Here is an 18,127-nt window from a genome sequence, read left to right on the forward strand (position 1 = left end):
GAACCGACTCTCATTCCGTCCCCGTCCGTCGCGGATGCGCGGCGCCGTCGCGGTCGAATTCGCGATCGTGATGATCCCGCTCGTGCTGCTCGTGACCGGCGTCGCGGAATTCGGCCGCGCGATCTACCAGTACGAAGCGCTGACGAAGGCGACGCGCGACGCGACGCGCTATCTGTCGACGTACCTGTCGAACGACCCCGCGTATCCGGTCGCGCAGGCGCAATGTCTCGCCGTCTACGGCAGCACGACCTGCGGCTCGACCGGCAGCAAGCTCGCACCGGGCCTGACGACGTCGATGGTCATCGTGTGCGATGCGTCGCACACGACGAACTGCGGCGACGCGTCCGATCCGGCGCAGTTCGCGAACGTGCCGACCTACGACACGAACAACGGCTCGCCCGATCCGGCGAATCTCGCAGGCAGCATGAATCTCGTCGAGGTCAAGATCAAGGGCTATCAGTACCAGCCGATCCCGGCGTTTCCGGGGCTGCCGGCCTTGACCTTCGGCAACATCGTCACCGTGATGAGGCAAGTGTCATGAACGCGCGCCCCTTCTCCCTGATCCGGCGCCGTGCGCAACGCGGCATGGCGGCCGTCGAGTTCGCGCTCGTCGCCGCGATCCTCTGCACGATCCTGATCGGCATCTGCGAATTCGGCCGCGTGCTGTTCTACTGGAACACCGCGAGCGAGGCGGTCCGCCTCGGCGCGCGCACGGCTACCGTTTGCGATGCCGACGCGTCCGTCGTGAAGACCCGCATCAGCCAACTGATGCCGCTCATCAGCAGTGCGGACGTGAACCTGTCGTATACGCCCGCCGGCTGCGATTCCGATGCGGCGACGGCGCGCAACACCTGCACGCTCGTCACCGTGTCGGTCACGAACGTCACGGTCAGGACGCTGATTCCGTTCGTGCCGCTCACGCTCACGATGCCGCCCTTCGTCACCACGCTGCCCCGCGAAAGTCTCGCGACGTCGACGGGCGGCCCGGTTTGCCAATGAACCCCACACGAGGTCAACGACCATGATCAACATCCTCGTAGCTTCCGAAGACGCATCGCGGCTCGCGCATCTCGCGCGGCTCGTCGGCGACGCCGGCCACTATCGCGTCACGCGCACGGTCGGCCGCGCCGCGCAGATCGTGCAGCGCACCGACGGCCTCGATGCGTTCGACATCCTGATGATCGACGGCCTTGCGCTCGACACCGCCGAGCTCGCCGCGATCGAGCGGCTGAGCCGTCTGCATCCGGGCCTGACGTGCATGCTCGTGACGACCGACGCAACGTCGCAGACGCTGCTCGACGCGATGCGCGCCGGCGTGCGCGACGTGCTGCACTGGCCGATCGAGCCGCGCGCGCTCGACGATGCGCTGAAGCGCGCGACCGCGCAGTGCACGCAGCGCGATACGCCCGACACGCGGATCGTGTCGTTCATGTCGTGCAAGGGCGGCGCGGGCACGAGCTTCGTCGCGGGCAACGTCGCGTACGAGATCGCCGAAGGCTCGCAGCGCCGCACCCTGCTGATCGACCTGAACCAGCAGTTCGCCGACGCCGCGTTCCTCGTCAGCGACCAGACGCCGCCGTCGACGGTCGCACAGCTCTGCGGGCAGCTCGAGCGGATGGACGGCGCGTTTCTCGACGCGAGCGTCGTGCGCGTGACCGACACGTTCCACGTGCTCGCGGGCGCGGGCGATCCGATCAAGGCCGCCGACCTCCGCGAGGACGCGCTCGAATGGATCCTCGGCGTCGCCGCGCCGCGCTACGACTTCGTGATCTTCGATCTCGGCGTGAGCCTGAACGCGGTGTCGATGGTCGCGCTCGACCGCAGCGACCACATCGAAGTCGTGCTGCAGCCGAGCATGCCGCACGTGCGCGCGGCCCGGCGCCTGCAGGAGTTGCTCGTGTCGCTCGGCTGCCCGCCCGACCGCATCCAGCTCGTGCTGAACCGGCAAACGCGCGCCTCCGACCGCGCGCGCGCGGCGCTCGAAGAAGTGCTCGCCATGCGCGCGGCGCACGTGATTCCCGACGATCCCGCCACGGTCGGCGAGGCAGTCGACCAGGGCGTTCCGCTCTCCCGGCTCGCGCGCAATAGCGGCGTCGCGCGCAGCCTGCAGGCGTTCGCGAAGCAGCTCGTCGACGGCGGACAGCGCCCGTGCCGCGAGAGCGCGCACGACACACCGCTGATCGCACGGCTCTTCAGTCGTAGCGCGACGCCCAAACTCAAATCGATGTAACACCGTTCGAGGAGATCACCATGTCATTGCGAGACCAGATGTCCGTGCGGCACACGCAACCGTTCATGTCCCGGAGCGACGCCGTCGGCGCGGCGACCGCGATGGCGCACGAAGCGTACCAGAAGCTGCGCCGCCAGATTCATGGCACCGTACTCGAGCGCGTCGAGCTCGAGCGCCTGTCGCGGATGCCCGCCGAGCAGGTGCGCACCGAGATCGCGTCGCTGATCGCGCGCATTCTCGACGACGAGAAGCTGCTCGCGAACGATCTCGAGCGGCGGCAGTTGACGATCGACATCTACGACGAAATGTTCGGCTTCGGCCCGCTCGAATCGCTGCTGCGCGACCCGACCGTGTCGGACATCCTCGTCAACACGGCGAGCGCCGTCTACGTCGAGCGGCACGGCCGGCTCGAGCTGACCGACGTCACGTTCTACGACGACGCGCACCTGATGAAGGTGATCGAGAAGATCGTGTCGCGCGTCGGCCGGCGGATCGACGAATCGAGCCCGATGGTCGACGCGCGCCTGCCCGACGGCTCGCGCGTGAACGCGATCATCCCGCCGTCCGCGATCGACGGCCCGTTGATGTCGATTCGTCGCTTCGCCGTCAATCCGCTGAAGATGGACGACCTCGTCAACTACCAGACGCTGACGCCGCCGATGGCGCAGTTGCTCGAGGCGCTCACGCGCGCGAAGGTCAACGTGCTCGTGTCGGGCGGCACCGGCAGCGGCAAGACGACGCTCCTCAACATCCTGTCCGGCTGCATTCCGGATGACGAACGGATCGTGACGATCGAAGACGCGGCGGAGCTGCAATTGCAGCAGCATCACGTGCTGCGGCTCGAAACGCGGCCGCCGAACATCGAAGGCAAGGGCGAGATCACGCAGCGCACGCTCGTGCGCAACGCGCTGCGGATGCGGCCCGACCGCATCATCCTCGGCGAAGTGCGCGGCGCCGAAGCGCTCGACATGCTGAACGCGATGAACACCGGCCACGAAGGCTCGCTCGCGACGATCCACGCGAACACGCCGCGCGACGCGCTGACCCGGCTCGAAAACATGATCGGCGTCTCGGGCCTTTCGCTGCCGCCGAAGACGATGCGTCAGCAGATCAGCTCCGCGCTGTCGGTCGTCGTGCAGACCACACGCCTCACGGACGGCAAGCGCAAGATCGTGAGCATCCAGGAACTGACCGGCATGGAAGGCGAAATCATCAACATGCAGGAGATCTTCACGTTCAAGCGCACCGGTCTCGACGCAAACGGCAACGTGCTCGGCTACTTCACCGCGACGGGCGTGCGGCCGAAGTTCGCCGAGCGCCTGATCGCGTTCGGCATCCAGTTGCCGGACGCGATGTACGACCCCGCACGCCGCTTCGAAGTGGCGTAAGCCCGCGCTGAATGAAGGAGCCTGTCATGGATGCGATCTTCTACGGTTTCATTCTCCTGCTGTTCGTCGCCGTGGTGCTGGCGTTCGAAGGCGTCTATCAATGGTGGAACGCCCGCCACGGCCCGGCCGCGCGGCGTATCGAGGCGCGCATCCGCGCGATGTCGGCGGGCGGCCAGGTGCAGAAGGAGCGGCTGTCGATCCTGAAGGAGCGGATGCTCAACGACGCGAAGCCGCTCGACCGCCTGCTGATGCGCATGCCTCGCGTGCAGACGCTCGACTTGCTGATCCAGCAGTCGGGACTCACGTGGTCGGTCGCGAAACTTGCCTGCATCTCGCTCGCGATGCCGTTCGTCGTGTTCATCGCGCTCAGCTTCGCACCGCTGCCGCTGTGGACCGCGGCCGCGGTCGCCGTCACGACCGCGTGCCTGCCGACGCTGTTCGTGCAGCGCTGCCGGACGCGCCGTATGCGCAGGCTCGAACGGCAGTTGCCGGAAGCCTGCGACATGATCGCGCGCGCGCTGCGCGCGGGCCACTCGTTCTCGAGCGCGATCTCGATGGTGGGCGGGGAATTTGCGGAGCCGATGGGCGGCGAATTCCGGATCACGTTCGACGAGATCAACTACGGCGTGCCGCTGCCGGAAGCGCTGCTGAATCTCGCGACACGCGTACCGGTGCCCGACCTGCGCTACTTCGTGATCGCGGTGCTGATCCAGCGCGAGACGGGCGGCAACCTCGCCGAACTGCTCGACGGCATCGCGCTCCTGATCCGGGAGCGCTTCAAGCTGTTCGACAAGGTCCGCGTGCTGTCGGCGGAAGGCAAGCTGTCCGCGTGGATCCTGACGCTGCTGCCGTTCGGCACTGCGGCGCTCCTCGCGATCATGAATCCCGACTTCATCGCGGTGCTCTGGCAGGATCCGGCGGGCGTCCTGCTCGTCGGGGCCACGATCGCGTCGATGGCGTTCGGCATCGTGTGGATGCGGTACATCATCCGGATTCGCGTGTGAAGCCGCGCACGACGCATCCAGCCATCATTCGTTGAACGACATTCGGGGACTGTCATGGAAAATCTCAACGTCACGCACATCCTACTGCTGTTCGGCCTGTTCGCGATCGTCGTCGCGGGCGTGATGGCCGCGTGGTTCGCGTTCGCGCCGCGCCGCCTCGCGCGGCGTCTCGAGCAGATCGGCGGCGGCGCAGTCGCGGCGGGCGACGGCCCGACGCCGCCGACCGTCTGGGTCGAGAAGCTCGCCGAAATCTCGCTGCCGATCTCGAAGCTGTCGCTGCCAAAATCCGGCTGGGAGAATTCGCCGCTGCGGCTGCGCCTCATCAACGCCGGATGGCGCTCGCCGAGCGCGGCGCACTTGTACTTCGCCGCGAAAACCGTGCTTGCACTCGCGCTGCCTGCGGCCGCGATGCCGTTCCTGATCGGCACCGACTTCGCAGAGACTCCGTACGTGCCGGCAGCGATGCTCTTGCTGATCGGCACGTTCGGCTTCTATCTGCCGAACGCCGCGCTGTCGCGCCACATCGCGTCGCGGCAGCGCGTCATCATCGAGGATTTTCCGGACGCGCTCGACCTGCTGATCGTTTGCGTCGAAGCGGGACTCGGGCTCGACGCGGCGCTGACGAAGGTCGCCGACGAGTTGCGGCTGCGCAGCCCCATCGTCGCGGACGAGCTCGGGCTGATGCTGCTCGAGATGCGCTCCGGCTTCTCGAAGGAGACCGCGCTGCGCAACCTCGCGCTGCGCACGGGCGCCGAAGACGTCGACGCGTTCAGCTCGATGCTGATCCAGGCGGACCGCTTCGGAACGAGCATCGGCGCGTCGCTGCGCGTGCTGTCGGACACGCTGCGCACGCAGCGGCGGATGCGCGCGGAGGAGCGCGCGGCGAAGATCGCGCTGAAGCTGCTGTTTCCACTGATCTTCTGCATCTTTCCGGCGCTGCTGACGGTGCTGCTCGGGCCCGCGTTCATTCATATCTACCGGACGCTGCTGCCGACGATGACGGGAGGTTGAGCGGCGCTCGCGGCGGCGCCGGGCGGCTTAGCCGTGCCGCAGGCGCCGTCCGGGCGGTCAGCCCGCCGCGCCGACAACAAGCAAGCCCAAAGCCGCGCGGCGGGTGGGGCGTAGACGGCAAGCCGCTCGCCGCGCTCGGCGACGGCGCGTTCGCCGCGCGCCCGACGGCGTTCACTGCCTATATAGAAATAGAGAAGCGCACGGCGCTCCGCCGCGCTTCCGCCTACGCCGGCTTGCTCGCGAGATCCAGCACCGAGCCGTCGCGCTTGAGCGTCGCGAGCACGATGCTCGAATTCGTCGACATCACACCGCGCGCGCGATGCAGCCGGTTCATCACGAAATCGGAAAAGTGATCGAGGCTGCGGGCGCGCACGGTCAGCACGTAGTTCGATTCGCCCGTGACCACCTGCGCGGCGACGACCTCCGGCCACGACTGGATCGCGGCGACGAACGAGTCGTGCCAGTCGTCGATGTCGGGACGCATCGCCACGTGCACGAGCGCCTCGAATTCGACGCCGATGCGCTTCGGCGCGATCACGCACCGATAGCCTTCGATCACGCCCTGCTCTTCCATCAGCTTCACGCGCCGCAGGCACGCGGACGGCGACAGCGCGACCGACGTCGCGAGGTCCTGATTGCTGATGCGGCCGTCGCTCTCCAGTTCGCGAAGGATGCGCATATCGGTACGGTCCAGGCTCATTTCGCAGAATCCCGCAAAAAGTCGATTTCGATTCGCAGACTCTATCACCACAAATCGATCTCAAGCACGATTTCAGAAGCACATTTCATTTTTTCGCCGATAACATGCGCCCCATGAATCGTGCAGCGAAGGCGGCCCGGAAGGCCGCCCGCGGCGCGCCGGCGCGGCCTTCGGGCGATGCGGCGCGCGGCGGCCCCGCCGCTGTTCCCATCAGCCCGCAGACAGCCTCCATCATGTTCGAACACATTCACGCATATCCCGGCGACCCGATCCTGTCGCTGTTCCAGGCATTCCAGCGCGATCCCGAGCCGCGCAAGGTCAACCTGAGCATCGGCCTTTATTACGACGAAAGCGGCGCCGTGCCGGTGCTGGACAGCGTGCGCGCGGCGGCGGCGCGGCTGAGCGAGCGGCACGACGCGCACACGTATCTGCCGATGGAAGGCTTGGCCGACTACCGGCGCGCGCTGCAATCGCTCGTGTTCGGCGCCGACAGCGCCGCGCTGCGCGACAAGCGGATCGCGACGGTGCAGACGGTCGGCGGCTCCGGCGCGCTGCGTCTCGGCGCGGACCTCATGAAGCGCTATTTCCCCGACAGCGCGATCTGGATCGGCGATCCGACCTGGGACAACCACCGCGTGCTGTTCGCCGCGGCGGGCCTCGACGTGCACACGTATCCGTATTACGACGCGGCGACGAACGGCATCCGCTTCGACGCGATGATGGCGACGCTCGACACGCTGCCCGCGCGCGCGATCGTGCTGCTGCAGCCGTGCTGCCACAACCCGACCGGCATCGATCTGTCGCGCGAGCAGTGGCGCGACATCGTCGCGCTGTGCAGCCGGCGCGGGCTGATCCCGTTTCTCGACATCGCGTATCAAGGCTTCGGCGACGGCCTCGACGACGACGCATGGCCGATCCGCGCGATGACCGACGCGGGGCTGCCCGTCGTCGTCAGCAACTCGTTCTCGAAGAACTTCTCGCTGTACGGCGAGCGCTGCGGCGGGCTGTCGATCGCGTGCGCGAACGAAAGCGAAGCGGCGCAGGTGCTGAGCCAGATTCAGGCGGGCGTGCGCCGCATCTATTCGAGCCCGCCGCTCTACGGCGCACGGCTGATCTCGACCGTGCTGAACGACGCGGCGCTCGCGCAGCAGTGGGATCGCGACGTCGCCGCGATGCGCGAGCGCATCAAGCGGATGCGCACGGCGCTCGCCGAGCGGCTCGCGGCGCGGCTGCCCGGCGCGTCGTTCGGCTACCTGATCGAGCAGCGCGGGATGTTCAGCTATACCGGCCTCGCCCCCGCCGAAGTCGACGCGCTGCGCGAAGACAACGGCGTCTACCTGCTGCGCTCCGGCCGCGCATGCGTCGCGGGCCTGAGCGACGTGAACGTCGACTACGTCGCGAACGCGATTGCCGCGGTGCTGAAGGCGCGCCGGATGCACGCCGCGGCGTGACGCGTTTCGCGCGACAGCGAAACCGAAACAAGAACCGAAGTCGAAGCCGGAACCGACTGAAACCGGCGGCGTGAACCGCGGCGCGCAAGCGCCGCGACGCTCCCGGCCCCGCCCTGACAATCAGATATCCGAAAGAGCTTCCCCATGCCCGACCTGATCCCCGTCGATCTGCCCGAGCCCGCACAGCCGTTCTCATGGGCCACGCATGCACACGGCCTGATGTTCACCGCGCACGGTCCCGTCGATGCGGCGGGCGCGATCGTCGGCGGCGACATCGCGCAGCAGGCGCGTCTCGCGCTGTCGAACCTCGCATCGGCCGTGCGCGCCGCCAAGGCTCGGATGCAGGACGTCGTTCAGGTGCTGCTGTACGTCGCCGACGCACGCGACATCCCCGTCATCGACACCGTCTACCGCGAATGCTTCGACGCGCCGTATCCGAACCGCGCCTGCGTCGCCGTGCAGGGCTTCGCGCATCCGGACATGCGCATCGAGCTCGTCGCGTACGTCGCGCTCGGGCAGCCGGCGAGCCGCGCCGCAGGCTAGGGCCGGTTCACGCCAATAACGGACCCGAGTCCGTCACTCGATCGACGCACCGCCGCCGGCCGACGACGCCGGCGGCGGCGGCGCACGCGGAGCGTGTCGCAACACGGACGGCGGCGGCCCGCTCGCCTCGCCGCGGCAAGGTTCCGCGCGGCGAGGGCTTTCCGCCGTCCGGCACAATGCCACATCGACAAGGAAACGAAGATGAACAGGTTTGGAGCATCGACATGGCCGATCGCGATCGGCATCGCGCTGTCGGGCCCTGCGTTCGCGCAGAGCTCGGTCACGCTGTACGGGATCGCCGACCAGAGCATCCGCTACACGACGCACGCCAGCGCCGCGAACGACGGCGCCGTGCAGATGGCGAACGGCGCGATCACGAACAGCCGCTGGGGCCTGAAGGGCGCCGAGGATCTCGGCAACGGCCTGAAGGCGATCTTCCGTCTCGAAAACGGCTTCGAGCCGCAGTCGGGACAAGCGGACGGCGGGCGCCTGTTCGGCCGCTACGCGTACGTCGGCTTGTCGGGCGGCTTCGGCACGGTCGAGCTCGGCCGCCAGACGACCGAGGGCTTCAATCTGTTCGGCGATCTCGATCCGCTGACGATCGGCAACTACACGGCGAACATGTGGCCGTACTTTCTCACGCAGGGCTACGCGAGCAACGTCGTCAGCTATGCGAACACGGTCGGCGGCCTCGCGGTCGGCGCAAGCTACGGCTTCGGCGGCGTCGCGGGCGGCATGAGCCGCAACGCCTATTGGGGCGTGCGCTCCGCCTACACGCACGGCGCGCTGACGGTCGGCGCGGTGTATCAGCAGACCCGCGACGCCGACGGCCGCGCACAGCAGATGTGGGGCGCGGCGGGCCGCTACGTCGCCGGGCCCGCGACGCTGTTCGTCGGCTATCTCGGCGGCAAGGATGCGACCGGCACGATCGATCGCGACTACCTGAACGATCCGGGCCGCGCTCTCGCCTACGGCTCGTTCGCCGATCACCCGCGCTACGACGCGATCGGCTACGCGGGCGTCGCGTACCGGATCGATCCGGCGATCACGCTCACGGGCGCGTTCTATTACGATGCGATCCGCAACGTGAACGGCGTCGACGGCAACGGCGGCAAGCGCTACGCGGGCGTGCTCGAAGCGGAATACGCACTGTCGAAGGCGACGCAGCTCTACGCGACCGTCGACTACAACAAGGTGTCGGGCGGCGCCGTCACGGAGATGCCGGGCCGCGGCAACCAGACGGGCGTCGCGGTCGGGCTGCGGCACATGTTCTGACGAACGGTTCCGATCGTTCACGCAGGTCCGGCGGGCGCGCGACGCGCCCGCGATCCATAACGAGAATCGGAGGAGCATTCAATGAGTTCGGAAGAACAATTTCACGCGATCGCGGCCCGCGAAGGCGGGCTGCGGCGCACGCTGAGCGCGCGACAGATGTCGATGATCGCGATCGGCGGCGCGATCGGCACGGGCCTCTTTCTCGGCAGCGGCTTCGCGATCAGTTTCGCGGGGCCGAGCGTGTTGATCAGCTATGCGATCGGCGCGCTGATTTCGCTGCTGCTGATGGGCTGTCTTGCGGAGATGACGGTCGCGCACCCGACGTCAGGCTCGTTCGGCGCGCACGCCGAGCATTACCTGAGCCCGTGGGCGGGCTTTCTCGTGCGCTACGCGTATTGGGCGTGCATCGTGCTCGCGGTCGGCGCCGAAGTCACCGCGATCGCGCTGTACATGAAGTACTGGCTTCCCGCAGTGCCGGGCTGGATCTGGATCGCCGGCTTCTCGGCCGTGCTCGTGCTCGTCAATGCGCGGAGCGTCGACGTGTTCGGCTCGGTCGAATACGGGTTCTCGGTCGTGAAGATCGCGGCGATCATCGTGTTCATCGCGATCGGCGGCTATGTCGTGTTCGTCGATCCGTCGCTTGTCGCGGGCGCGGGCGCGGGCTCAAATGCGACCGCGAGCGGCGGCGCGGGCGCGCCGGGCCTTCATCACTACTTCGAGCACGGCGGCTTTTTCCCGAAAGGCATGTGGGGAATGTGGGTCGCGGTGATCGTGTCGATCTTCAGCTATCTGAGCATCGAGATGATCGCGGTCGCCGCTGGCGAGGCGCAGGACCCGGAGCGCGCGGTCACGCGCGCGTTCCGCTCGACGGTGATCCGCCTCGTGCTGTTCTATCTCGTCACGCTCGCGCTGATGCTCGCGATCGTCCCGTGGACCGCGGCCGGCCGCGACGAGAGCCCGTTCGTCAAGGTGATGATCGCGATTCATCTGCCGGGCGCGGCGGGCGTCATCAATTTCGTCGTGCTGATCGCTGCGCTGTCCGCGATGAACAGCCAGCTCTACATCACGACGCGAATGATGTTCAGCCTCGCGTGCGCGGGCCACGCGCCGCGCGGCCTCGGCAGGCTGAACGGGCGCGGCGTGCCGCTCAACGCGCTGCTGCTGTCGACGGTCGGCATCGCGATCGCGACGCTCGTGAGCATCGTCTATCCGGACGCGTCGTTCACGATCATGATGGCGATCTCGATGTTCGGCGCGATGTTCACGTGGATGATGATCTTCGTCACGCACTACTTCTTCCGCCGCAAGCGCGCGGCGCTCGGGATGCCGCAGCCCGGCTTCCGGATGCCGGGTTTCCCGTTCGCGACGCTCGCCGGCGCGGCGCTGATGCTCGCGATCATGGCGACGACTTACTTCACGCCCGAGTTCCACATGACGCTCGTGTTCGGCGTGCCGTTCCTCGTCGCGCTGAGTGTGCTGTACTTCGTGCGATATCGCCGCCGGCCGGCGGCGCTCGCGCAAGCGGAAACGCCATCGCGGTGAGCGCGCCGCCGTCGTGCGCGCACGCGCGCCGCGTGCGCGACGGCGCGCGTCACGGCGCCCGGCCGGGTCTGCTCAGGCCGGGTCGAGGCTCGTCTCGTTGACGGCCGCGCGCAGCGCGACCATCGCCGTGCGCGCGCCGTTCGCATCGCGGCCGTCGATCGCCGCGACGAGCCTCGCCGCCGCGTCGCGGATCGCGTCGTTGCGCTCGTACAGCGTCGCCGCGTCCAGGTCGATCGCCATCACGCCCGCGCGCGCGACCTCGGCCATCTGCCGGATGAACTGATTGCGGCTCGCCTCGACGATCGACGCATGCAGCAGTTCGAGCGAGCGGCGCAGCGCGTCGGGCTCGACCGCCTCGCGCAGCGCCGCATGCGCGGCGCGGATCGCGCGCCGCTGCACGTCGTCCGAATGCACCGCCACCTGCGCGGCCGCCTCCGGTTCGATCAGGTCGCACATCGCGGTGACGTCGAGCAGGAAGTCCGTGTCCGATGCGATCCGCATCCGCCACTGCATCACGTGATCGTCGAAGAGCCGCCATTCGCAGCGCGGCGTGAGACGCGTGCCGGCTTTCGTCCGGGCGTGCAACATCCGCCGCGCGGTCAGCATGCGCGTGACTTCGCGCATCACCGAGCGCGGCACGCCGAGCTGGCGCGCGAGCACGTCCTGCGGCGGCAGCAGGCCGGACGTGAATTCGCCGTCGACGATACGCGTGACGAGTTCGTCGAGCACCCGCTGCACGCGAGGGGACGCCTTCAGCGAGCGGCGCTCGGCGGCGTCGCTCAACGGTCTCGCCGGCGCACGCGCCGGGCTAGGGAGATGGTTGGTATCTAAGGAGTTCATCGGACTCATCCATGTGCGGAACGGCGTTTTTTCGCTGAAAACGGAAGGCGCGACGACGGCATGCGAAGGCGAAGCCGGCTGCGGCAATCGCTGCCTCGGGAATAAAAAACGCGATCGGAGCGTGTTCCGATCGCAAGGCCACTGCCGCGGACAACTGGGCCACCGGGCGGCAGATGGGGCACGACAGGCGCGGTGCGCGTCGTGACAATCGATTCGATGCGACCGGGCGGACGCGGGACGCGGAAGAACAGGGAACGGCCGAACGACGCGCGCGCCGAGCCGGCGCGGCGGCGTCGATGCAGGACCACGGACTGACTGGTGCAGGCGACGAGCGGCGCACGGACGTCATGCGCAGTGGCTCTACGGCCGCATGCTCGCAGCCGGTGCGCCGCGCAAGCGCGCACGCCGCATCCGGACGCGAACCGCGCCCGGGTGCATGCTTCAGGGAACGCAACGCGCAACTTCGTCGCAGCGGCGCGCGCGACGAGGCATGGACGTTGCCGTACAATGCCGACAGCCATGGTGAGGTCTTCGCTGAAATTCTTCCGTGGTCAGGCCGCGCCGGGTGTTGGCGCACCTCGCGCGGCTGCTCGCATCAGTGCATTCGTCGTCCTAAATCCACCTCTCTCCCGTGATCCCGTCCGCGTGCGGCGCGCGCCGCACGCCGCAGCCGAAAAACGGTGCGCCGCAAGGGCTCACGCGCATCCCGTCGGCCAGCGACGTCCAGCGTAAATCGGCCGGGTCGGCGGCCATCCAGCCGCCGGCTTTCGCGATCAACACCGAATCTGCGATCGCATCGAAATCCGCCCGAAAATGGACGGAGCTCTTGTTGACCAGAATCTTCATCGTTTCGGGCGCGACGCCCGCGATCCGATAGAAGCTCCGGTCGGTCATCTGCACGCGCGCCGACGTGACGACGACGCGCACGTTGTCGATCCGCACGCACGCGGTCGGACCAAGCTCGAACGTCGCGCCCCTCAGCATCGGACCGTGGCAACGGCAGCGGCCGTTCGACAGCGATTCGACGCGAAACGCCCCGGTGAACGGCAGCCCGCTCTCCACGCCGAGCGTGAGCTCGACCGACGCGCCGAGCCCCGCCGCATGCGCGGCGCACGCGGCCGCCGGATCGAAGAACAGCCCGATCGCCGCATCCGGCGCGCGATGCCTGACGAGCGCGCGCAGCAGCCCCGTCGTGTTCGAGCCGCCGCCCGCGCCCGGGTTGTCCTGCGTGTCGGCGATCACGACCGGCTTGTCCGCGCAGCGCGCGATCCGGATCGCCTCCCTCACCGCGTCGTCCGCCGACATGAAGCGCACCGACCACTCCGCCTCGCTCGACATGACATGCTCGTACAGCGCGTCGACCGCGCGCGTCAGCTGGACGGGATCCGTGCCGTAGCCCCAGATCGCCGGCCCGCATTCGGGGAAGTCCGCTGCCGGAAAACCCGGCGCGAACGACAGCGACCGCACGCTGCCCGTCTCGAGCCGGTCGAGCAGCCGGAACAGACTCTTCGACGGCTCGAGCGACGTGCACATCGCGTTGACCGGAATCAGGAACGGCACGCGCCGCGCGATCCGGACATGGCGATTGCGCTTGCCGAGCAGCGCATCGAGCAATGCGGCCGCGCGGCGTCCGGTGTCCGCCATGTCGACGTGCGGATACGTGCGATACGTGACGAGCCCGTCCGCGCTGTCGAGCATCCGCTGCGTGACGTTCGCGTGCAGGTCGAGCGACGCGACGATCGGCACGCGCGCGCCCACCGCCCCGCGCAGCCGGCGCAGCAGCTCGCCTTCGCCGTCGTCGTAGCGCTCGGTCGCCATCGCGCCGTGCAGATCGACGTAGATGCCGTCGGCGCCGCATCGCTTCGCCGCATCGACGATCTCGCCCGCGATCCGCTCGAACGCGACCGATTCGACGCGGCCCGACGGCATCGCGTCGGCCCAGATCGCGGGCAGCGCGACGTGGCCGGCGTCGTCGAGCGCCGCGAGGCAGCCGGCGATCGGCAGGTTCATGCCCTTCAGCTTGCGGATCTCGGCGCCGCGCGACATCGGATAGCGCCCGCCGTCCGCCGCGAAGCTCGCGTAGCTCGCCTTGCTCGGAGCGAACGTGTTCGTCTCGTGCCGGAATCCGGCGACCAGGATCTTCATGATGCGGCGGCGCTCCATTTCTTCGCGTCGACGCGATTCGCGAGCAGCACGATCGCGCCCGCGACGAACAGCGCAACCATCACCATCAGCCCGGCCTGCAGGCTGCCCGTTTCGTTCTTGATCCAGCCGATGATCGTCGGGCTCACGAAGCCGCCGAACAGGCCGATCGAATTGATGAGCGCGATGCCGCCCGCAGCGACATCGCCCTTCAGATAGTCGGCGGGAATCGCCCAGAACACCGCGTATGCCGAATACATCAGCGCGGTCGCCGCGACGAGCGCGACCATCGCGACGACGAAGCGGTCGCCCGCGACCACCGTCGTCGTCAGCGCCGCCGCGCTCAAGAGCAGTGCGATCGCGCTGTGCAGACGCCGCTCGCTGCGCTTGTCGGACCGGCGACCGATCACCTGCATCGCGACGATCGCCGCGAGATACGGCAGCGCGGTGAGCGCGCCGATGTGCAGCAGGTTCTTCACGCCGGCGCCGCGCAGCAGCGTCGGCAGCCAGAAGCTGACCGCGTACAGGCCGCAGATGATCGCGAAGTAGGAGAACGCCATCGCATAGATTCGTGGATCTTTCAGCACCTCGCGAAACGCGGTGTGCCGGCTCGCCGCGCGCGGCGCCGAACCGAGTTCGCCGAGCAGGATCGCCTTCTCGTCGGCGCTCAGCCACTTCGCATCGGCGGGCCGCTCGCACAGCGTGAAGAACAGCACGATGCCGAGCAGCACCGCGGGCAATCCTTCGAGCAGGAACAGCCACTGCCAGCCGGTCAGCCCATACGCGCCCGAGAGCTGCGTCATGATGAACGTCGACACCGGTCCGCCGATCACCGCGCCGACGGGCCCCGCGCACAGCAGCATCGCCATCGCGCGTCCCATTCGCGCCTCCGGATACCAGCGGGTCAGACAGAACAGCATGCCGGGACTGAAGCCCGCCTCGAACACGCCGAGCAGAAAACGCAATACGTAGAACGTCGTAACGTCGGTCGCGAGCATCATCGCGACCGACGTCAGCCCCCACAGCACCATGATGCGGCTCAGCGTGAGCCGCGCGCCGATACGGGTCAGCCACAGGTTGCTCGGCACCTCGAACGCCATGTAGCCGAGAAAGAAAATTCCCGCGCCGAAGCCGTACACGGCCTCGTTCCATCCGAGGTCCGATTGCATCGCGAGCTTCGCGAAACTGATGTTGATGCGATCGATATAGGCCGTGATGTAACAGACTGCGAGAAACCCGAGGATGCGGATGTCGACCTTTCGATAGATTCGCGAGCGCGCGTTTCCGGAAGCGTTCTGTTCTCTCATAGGGCCCGTATTGGAATCTGAATGCGCATACTCCTGCGCTCATTTGTCTTGGCTCATTATCTCCATACTGTATGATCCCAGTGACAGCAACTTTGGTGTACAGCCGTTGCTTTGCAAGGCAACACGCGTATGGATCAATCGTTTCAGGTCAATCTCAATCGTCTGCGTTACTTCCACGCGACTCTCGAACACGGATCGATCCGCGCGGCGGCTGAACGGCTGAACACCGCGCCATCCGTCGTCAGCCGGCAGTTGCAGCTGCTCGAGAGCGAGATCGGCGCGCCGCTGTTCGAGCGCCGGCAGCACGGCATGATCGCGACCGAAGCCGCCGCCCTCCTCGTCGAATACACGCACGCGTGCCGGATCGGATTAGAGCAATTCCACGAATCGCTGCACGGCGAACTGCGCGGGCGCGTCGAAATCGCGCTGACGGTCGGTTATGTCGAGGATCTGATGGATTCCGTCGTCACGGAATTTCTGCATCGCCACCCGCACGTAGCCGTCGAACTGAACGTGCGCACCGCGGACGGCGTCGTAGATGACGTATTACGCAAACGTGCGCATATCGGCCTCACGTACAATCCGTCACTGCCGCCCGAGATTCGCGAATGCCTGAGCGTCGCGCATCCGACGTTTCTCGCGGTCGCGCCCGCTCATCCGCTCGCGATGCGCGGCGAGCCGCTCGAGCTGCGCGAGGCGGTCGGCTATCCACTCGCGCTGATGCCCGCGCCGTACTACGGCGTCGGACAGATCGTGCACACCGTCGCGCATGCGGAGAACATTCCGCTCGCGCCTCGGCTCGTCACGAACTCGGTGCCCGCGATGCGGCGTTTCGTGCGCTCGGGCAACGGCGTCGCGTTCCTCACGCGTCTGCTGATCGAGGAAGATCTCGAACGCGGCGGGATCGTCGCGCTGCGGATGCGCAATCCGCTGTTCAACTCGCCTTGCGGCAAGGTGCTCGTTCATAACGAACGCGCGCTGCCGCGCGCGGCGAATGAAATCCTCACGCGGATCGTGCGGGATTTGCCATCGTTCAAGGTTTGATGCGCGATATGCGGGCCGTCGGCCGTCGCCGGCGATGTATGCCGCTTCCGGTTCATATGCGCGTGCGGACGACAACGCGCGACGCGGGCAACGCGCATGATGCACGCCGAGCTCCGCACCCGAAGACCGTTCGCTCAATCCATTCTCCGAACCCATTCATGAATCGAATCTGCCGCGCGAGCGGACGGGGAAGCGTTCCGCCCACGCCGTGCTGATGGTCGGGTCTGTCGATCGATGACGCATCGCTTCCCTTGGCGTCGGCGCATTCATTCGGCAAACGTCGGGCAACGACATTCGCCGACGGCCGATGCTCGACGACGACGTCGATACCGAAGATATCCGGCATCCGTCCGCACGCGCAGCCGCCGTCAATCCGCTACGCATTCATGCACGCAATGTGTGCACATTAGCCGCACCACTTTCGGCATTCAAAGCGTATTCGCCCAATCGTTTCCCGAAACGAAACGATTCTCGGCATATGTCGCGCATTCCGATGTCGCGCCGTTTCGCAAACGCCGGCAGTCCGGCCGAGCGTATCCCTTGTTTTGACCATCGCCGCGCGCCCGGGCCGGACTTTGCTCGCCTGTCCACGCGCGCAGGAATATATATGCGACGATGGACGCCGCCGTCCGTCGCAACGCACACGCCATGTACGCGTCGGAACGTCCGTTGCTTGCATTCTCGATTCACGGCCGCCCGCCGGGGTCGGTCGAACGCCACCGCGGCGAGCACGCGGCGCGCAAGCCGAGTCTCGCGCGTCCTCGCCGCCCGTCAGGAGCACGCGATGCGGATACTCGAAGCAATCGCCCTGCTGTTCTCGCGCGCCGCCGGCCGACGGCCGCTTCCCGATGTGCCCGCCGGCATGCGCACCGCGTACCGCGCCTGCCCGCCGCGCCGCCCGCACGCCGACAGCCATCCGCGCGCCGCGCACCGCCTTGCGCCGCAGGCATCGCGCACGCGCCAGCTGGTCGAGATCCGGCGGCCCGAGCGGTTCGGCGCCGGCGACGTCGAACCCGGTTCGTCGGACGCGCCCGAAGCGGGCGGCATCAAGCTGTGAGCGCGAGATGGCGGCCCGCAAAACCACTTCGCCGAAGCCCCTCTCGCCCAAGACTGCGTCCCGTCCGCCAGCGTCCGGCCGCAAGCGCGCCCGCATCGCGCAGCAGAAATCCGGCCGCTACTGGTCAAACGACGTGACGCAGCACAGTAACGCGCTCGACCTCGAACCGGATGTCTTCAAGTCCGACGACCCCGAAGCGATCGCGCAATCGCTGAAGCGCTCCGCGCTCAGCAGCACGCGACGCAAAGGCACGCCGTTCCAGTCGGCGATGTCGATGCTCAATTTCTATATGAACCGCGCGGGCCGCAATCTGCCCGAAGCGCGCCGCGAAACGCTCGAACGCGCGAAGAAGCGGCTGCGCGAGGCGTTCGGCCGCAAGCCCTGACGCACAGCGCTCGTCGCAGGCCGTCGGCATCGCGATGCGCCGCCGTCCGATCGCATGCATGCCCGACGCGGTCGTCACCGTCGCGCGACGCCCAGCACGAGCGTAACGAGAAAGATCGCGACGAATACGTAGTCGAACCTGAACAATCCTGGACGGCTTATACGGAAAGGCGGTGAGGCCGAAACGGTGTTGTTGGATTTGCAGGAAG

The 18,127-nt window shown here is 67.5% G+C and carries 17 protein-coding genes; 13 read left to right on the forward strand and 4 right to left on the reverse strand.

The window, feature by feature from the left end:
• Positions 1 to 34 precede the first annotated feature (34 nt).
• Genes WS69_RS12820 through WS69_RS12845 form a run of 6 tightly spaced genes read left to right on the forward strand, consistent with a single transcriptional unit; the run spans position 35 to position 5,633 of the window.
• The gene (locus WS69_RS12820; protein ID WP_059471134.1) at positions 35 to 541 is read left to right on the forward strand and encodes a TadE/TadG family type IV pilus assembly protein; all 507 of its coding nucleotides are present in this window, start codon (positions 35 to 37) and stop codon (positions 539 to 541) included.
• Positions 538 to 999 carry a TadE/TadG family type IV pilus assembly protein gene (locus WS69_RS12825; protein ID WP_059471135.1) on the forward strand — a complete coding sequence of 154 codons (462 nt, stop codon included), beginning with the start codon at positions 538 to 540 and terminating at the stop codon, positions 997 to 999. Before WS69_RS12820 ends, WS69_RS12825 begins: the two co-directional genes overlap by 4 nt.
• Before the next feature lie 22 nt (positions 1,000 to 1,021).
• Complete coding sequence (locus WS69_RS12830; RefSeq protein WP_059471136.1) at positions 1,022 to 2,230, forward strand: AAA family ATPase; 1,209 nt, start codon at positions 1,022 to 1,024, stop codon at positions 2,228 to 2,230.
• A 20-nt stretch (positions 2,231 to 2,250) separates the two neighbouring features.
• Positions 2,251 to 3,618: a CpaF family protein gene (locus tag WS69_RS12835; RefSeq protein WP_059471137.1), complete on the forward strand. Its 1,368-nt coding sequence runs from the start codon at positions 2,251 to 2,253 to the stop codon at positions 3,616 to 3,618.
• A gap of 26 nt (positions 3,619 to 3,644) precedes the next feature.
• Positions 3,645 to 4,622, forward strand: a complete 978-nt coding sequence (locus WS69_RS12840) for a type II secretion system F family protein (RefSeq protein ID WP_059471160.1) — start codon at positions 3,645 to 3,647, stop codon at positions 4,620 to 4,622.
• 54 nt (positions 4,623 to 4,676) lie between these two features.
• Positions 4,677 to 5,633: a type II secretion system F family protein gene (locus WS69_RS12845; protein WP_059471138.1), complete on the forward strand. Its 957-nt coding sequence runs from the start codon at positions 4,677 to 4,679 to the stop codon at positions 5,631 to 5,633.
• A gap of 223 nt (positions 5,634 to 5,856) precedes the next feature.
• Here WS69_RS12845 and WS69_RS12850 read toward each other — a convergent pair whose 3' ends face one another.
• Positions 5,857 to 6,333, reverse strand: coding sequence for an Lrp/AsnC family transcriptional regulator (locus WS69_RS12850; protein WP_059471139.1), 477 nt, complete (start codon positions 6,331 to 6,333; stop codon positions 5,857 to 5,859).
• A 233-nt stretch (positions 6,334 to 6,566) separates the two neighbouring features.
• Here WS69_RS12850 and WS69_RS12855 point away from each other — a divergent pair, with 233 nt between their 5' ends.
• The 4 genes from WS69_RS12855 to WS69_RS12870 all read left to right on the forward strand — a co-directional run bounded on the left by WS69_RS12855 (position 6,567) and on the right by WS69_RS12870 (position 11,144).
• Positions 6,567 to 7,784, forward strand: a complete 1,218-nt coding sequence (locus WS69_RS12855; protein WP_059471161.1) for an amino acid aminotransferase — start codon at positions 6,567 to 6,569, stop codon at positions 7,782 to 7,784.
• Between the two features lie 144 nt (positions 7,785 to 7,928).
• Complete coding sequence (locus WS69_RS12860) at positions 7,929 to 8,327, forward strand: RidA family protein (RefSeq protein WP_059471140.1); 399 nt, start codon at positions 7,929 to 7,931, stop codon at positions 8,325 to 8,327.
• Positions 8,328 to 8,528: 201 nt separating this feature from the next.
• Entirely contained in the window at positions 8,529 to 9,602 is a 1,074-nt protein-coding gene (locus tag WS69_RS12865; RefSeq protein WP_059471141.1) for a porin, read from the forward strand.
• An 81-nt stretch (positions 9,603 to 9,683) separates the two neighbouring features.
• Positions 9,684 to 11,144 carry an amino acid permease gene (locus WS69_RS12870; protein WP_059471142.1) on the forward strand — a complete coding sequence of 487 codons (1,461 nt, stop codon included), beginning with the start codon at positions 9,684 to 9,686 and terminating at the stop codon, positions 11,142 to 11,144.
• A gap of 72 nt (positions 11,145 to 11,216) precedes the next feature.
• Here WS69_RS12870 and WS69_RS12875 read toward each other — a convergent pair whose 3' ends face one another.
• The 3 genes from WS69_RS12875 to WS69_RS12885 form a co-directional block, all read right to left on the reverse strand.
• On the reverse strand, positions 11,217 to 11,984 hold the full coding sequence (locus WS69_RS12875) for a FadR/GntR family transcriptional regulator (RefSeq protein WP_059471162.1): 768 nt from the start codon (positions 11,982 to 11,984) through the stop codon (positions 11,217 to 11,219).
• Between the two features lie 612 nt (positions 11,985 to 12,596).
• On the reverse strand, positions 12,597 to 14,129 hold the full coding sequence (locus tag WS69_RS12880) for a M81 family metallopeptidase (protein WP_059471163.1): 1,533 nt from the start codon (positions 14,127 to 14,129) through the stop codon (positions 12,597 to 12,599).
• On the reverse strand, positions 14,126 to 15,433 hold the full coding sequence (locus WS69_RS12885; protein WP_059471143.1) for an MFS transporter: 1,308 nt from the start codon (positions 15,431 to 15,433) through the stop codon (positions 14,126 to 14,128). Before WS69_RS12885 ends, WS69_RS12880 begins: the two co-directional genes overlap by 4 nt.
• 129 nt (positions 15,434 to 15,562) lie before the next feature.
• Between WS69_RS12885 and WS69_RS12890 the strand changes: the two genes are divergently transcribed.
• The 3 genes from WS69_RS12890 to WS69_RS12900 all read left to right on the forward strand — a co-directional run bounded on the left by WS69_RS12890 (position 15,563) and on the right by WS69_RS12900 (position 17,919).
• On the forward strand, positions 15,563 to 16,477 hold the full coding sequence (locus WS69_RS12890) for a LysR family transcriptional regulator (protein ID WP_059471144.1): 915 nt from the start codon (positions 15,563 to 15,565) through the stop codon (positions 16,475 to 16,477).
• Between the two features lie 307 nt (positions 16,478 to 16,784).
• Positions 16,785 to 17,534, forward strand: a complete 750-nt coding sequence (locus WS69_RS34705) for a hypothetical protein (protein ID WP_226382897.1) — start codon at positions 16,785 to 16,787, stop codon at positions 17,532 to 17,534.
• 7 nt (positions 17,535 to 17,541) lie between these two features.
• Positions 17,542 to 17,919 (forward strand): DUF3175 domain-containing protein, encoded by a 378-nt coding sequence (locus WS69_RS12900; RefSeq protein ID WP_059471146.1) that lies wholly within the window; start codon positions 17,542 to 17,544, stop codon positions 17,917 to 17,919.
• Positions 17,920 to 18,127 lie beyond the last annotated feature (208 nt).

The organism is Burkholderia sp. BDU5 (assembly GCF_001522845.1).
Taxonomy (GTDB): Bacteria; Pseudomonadota; Gammaproteobacteria; order Burkholderiales; family Burkholderiaceae; genus Burkholderia; species Burkholderia mayonis.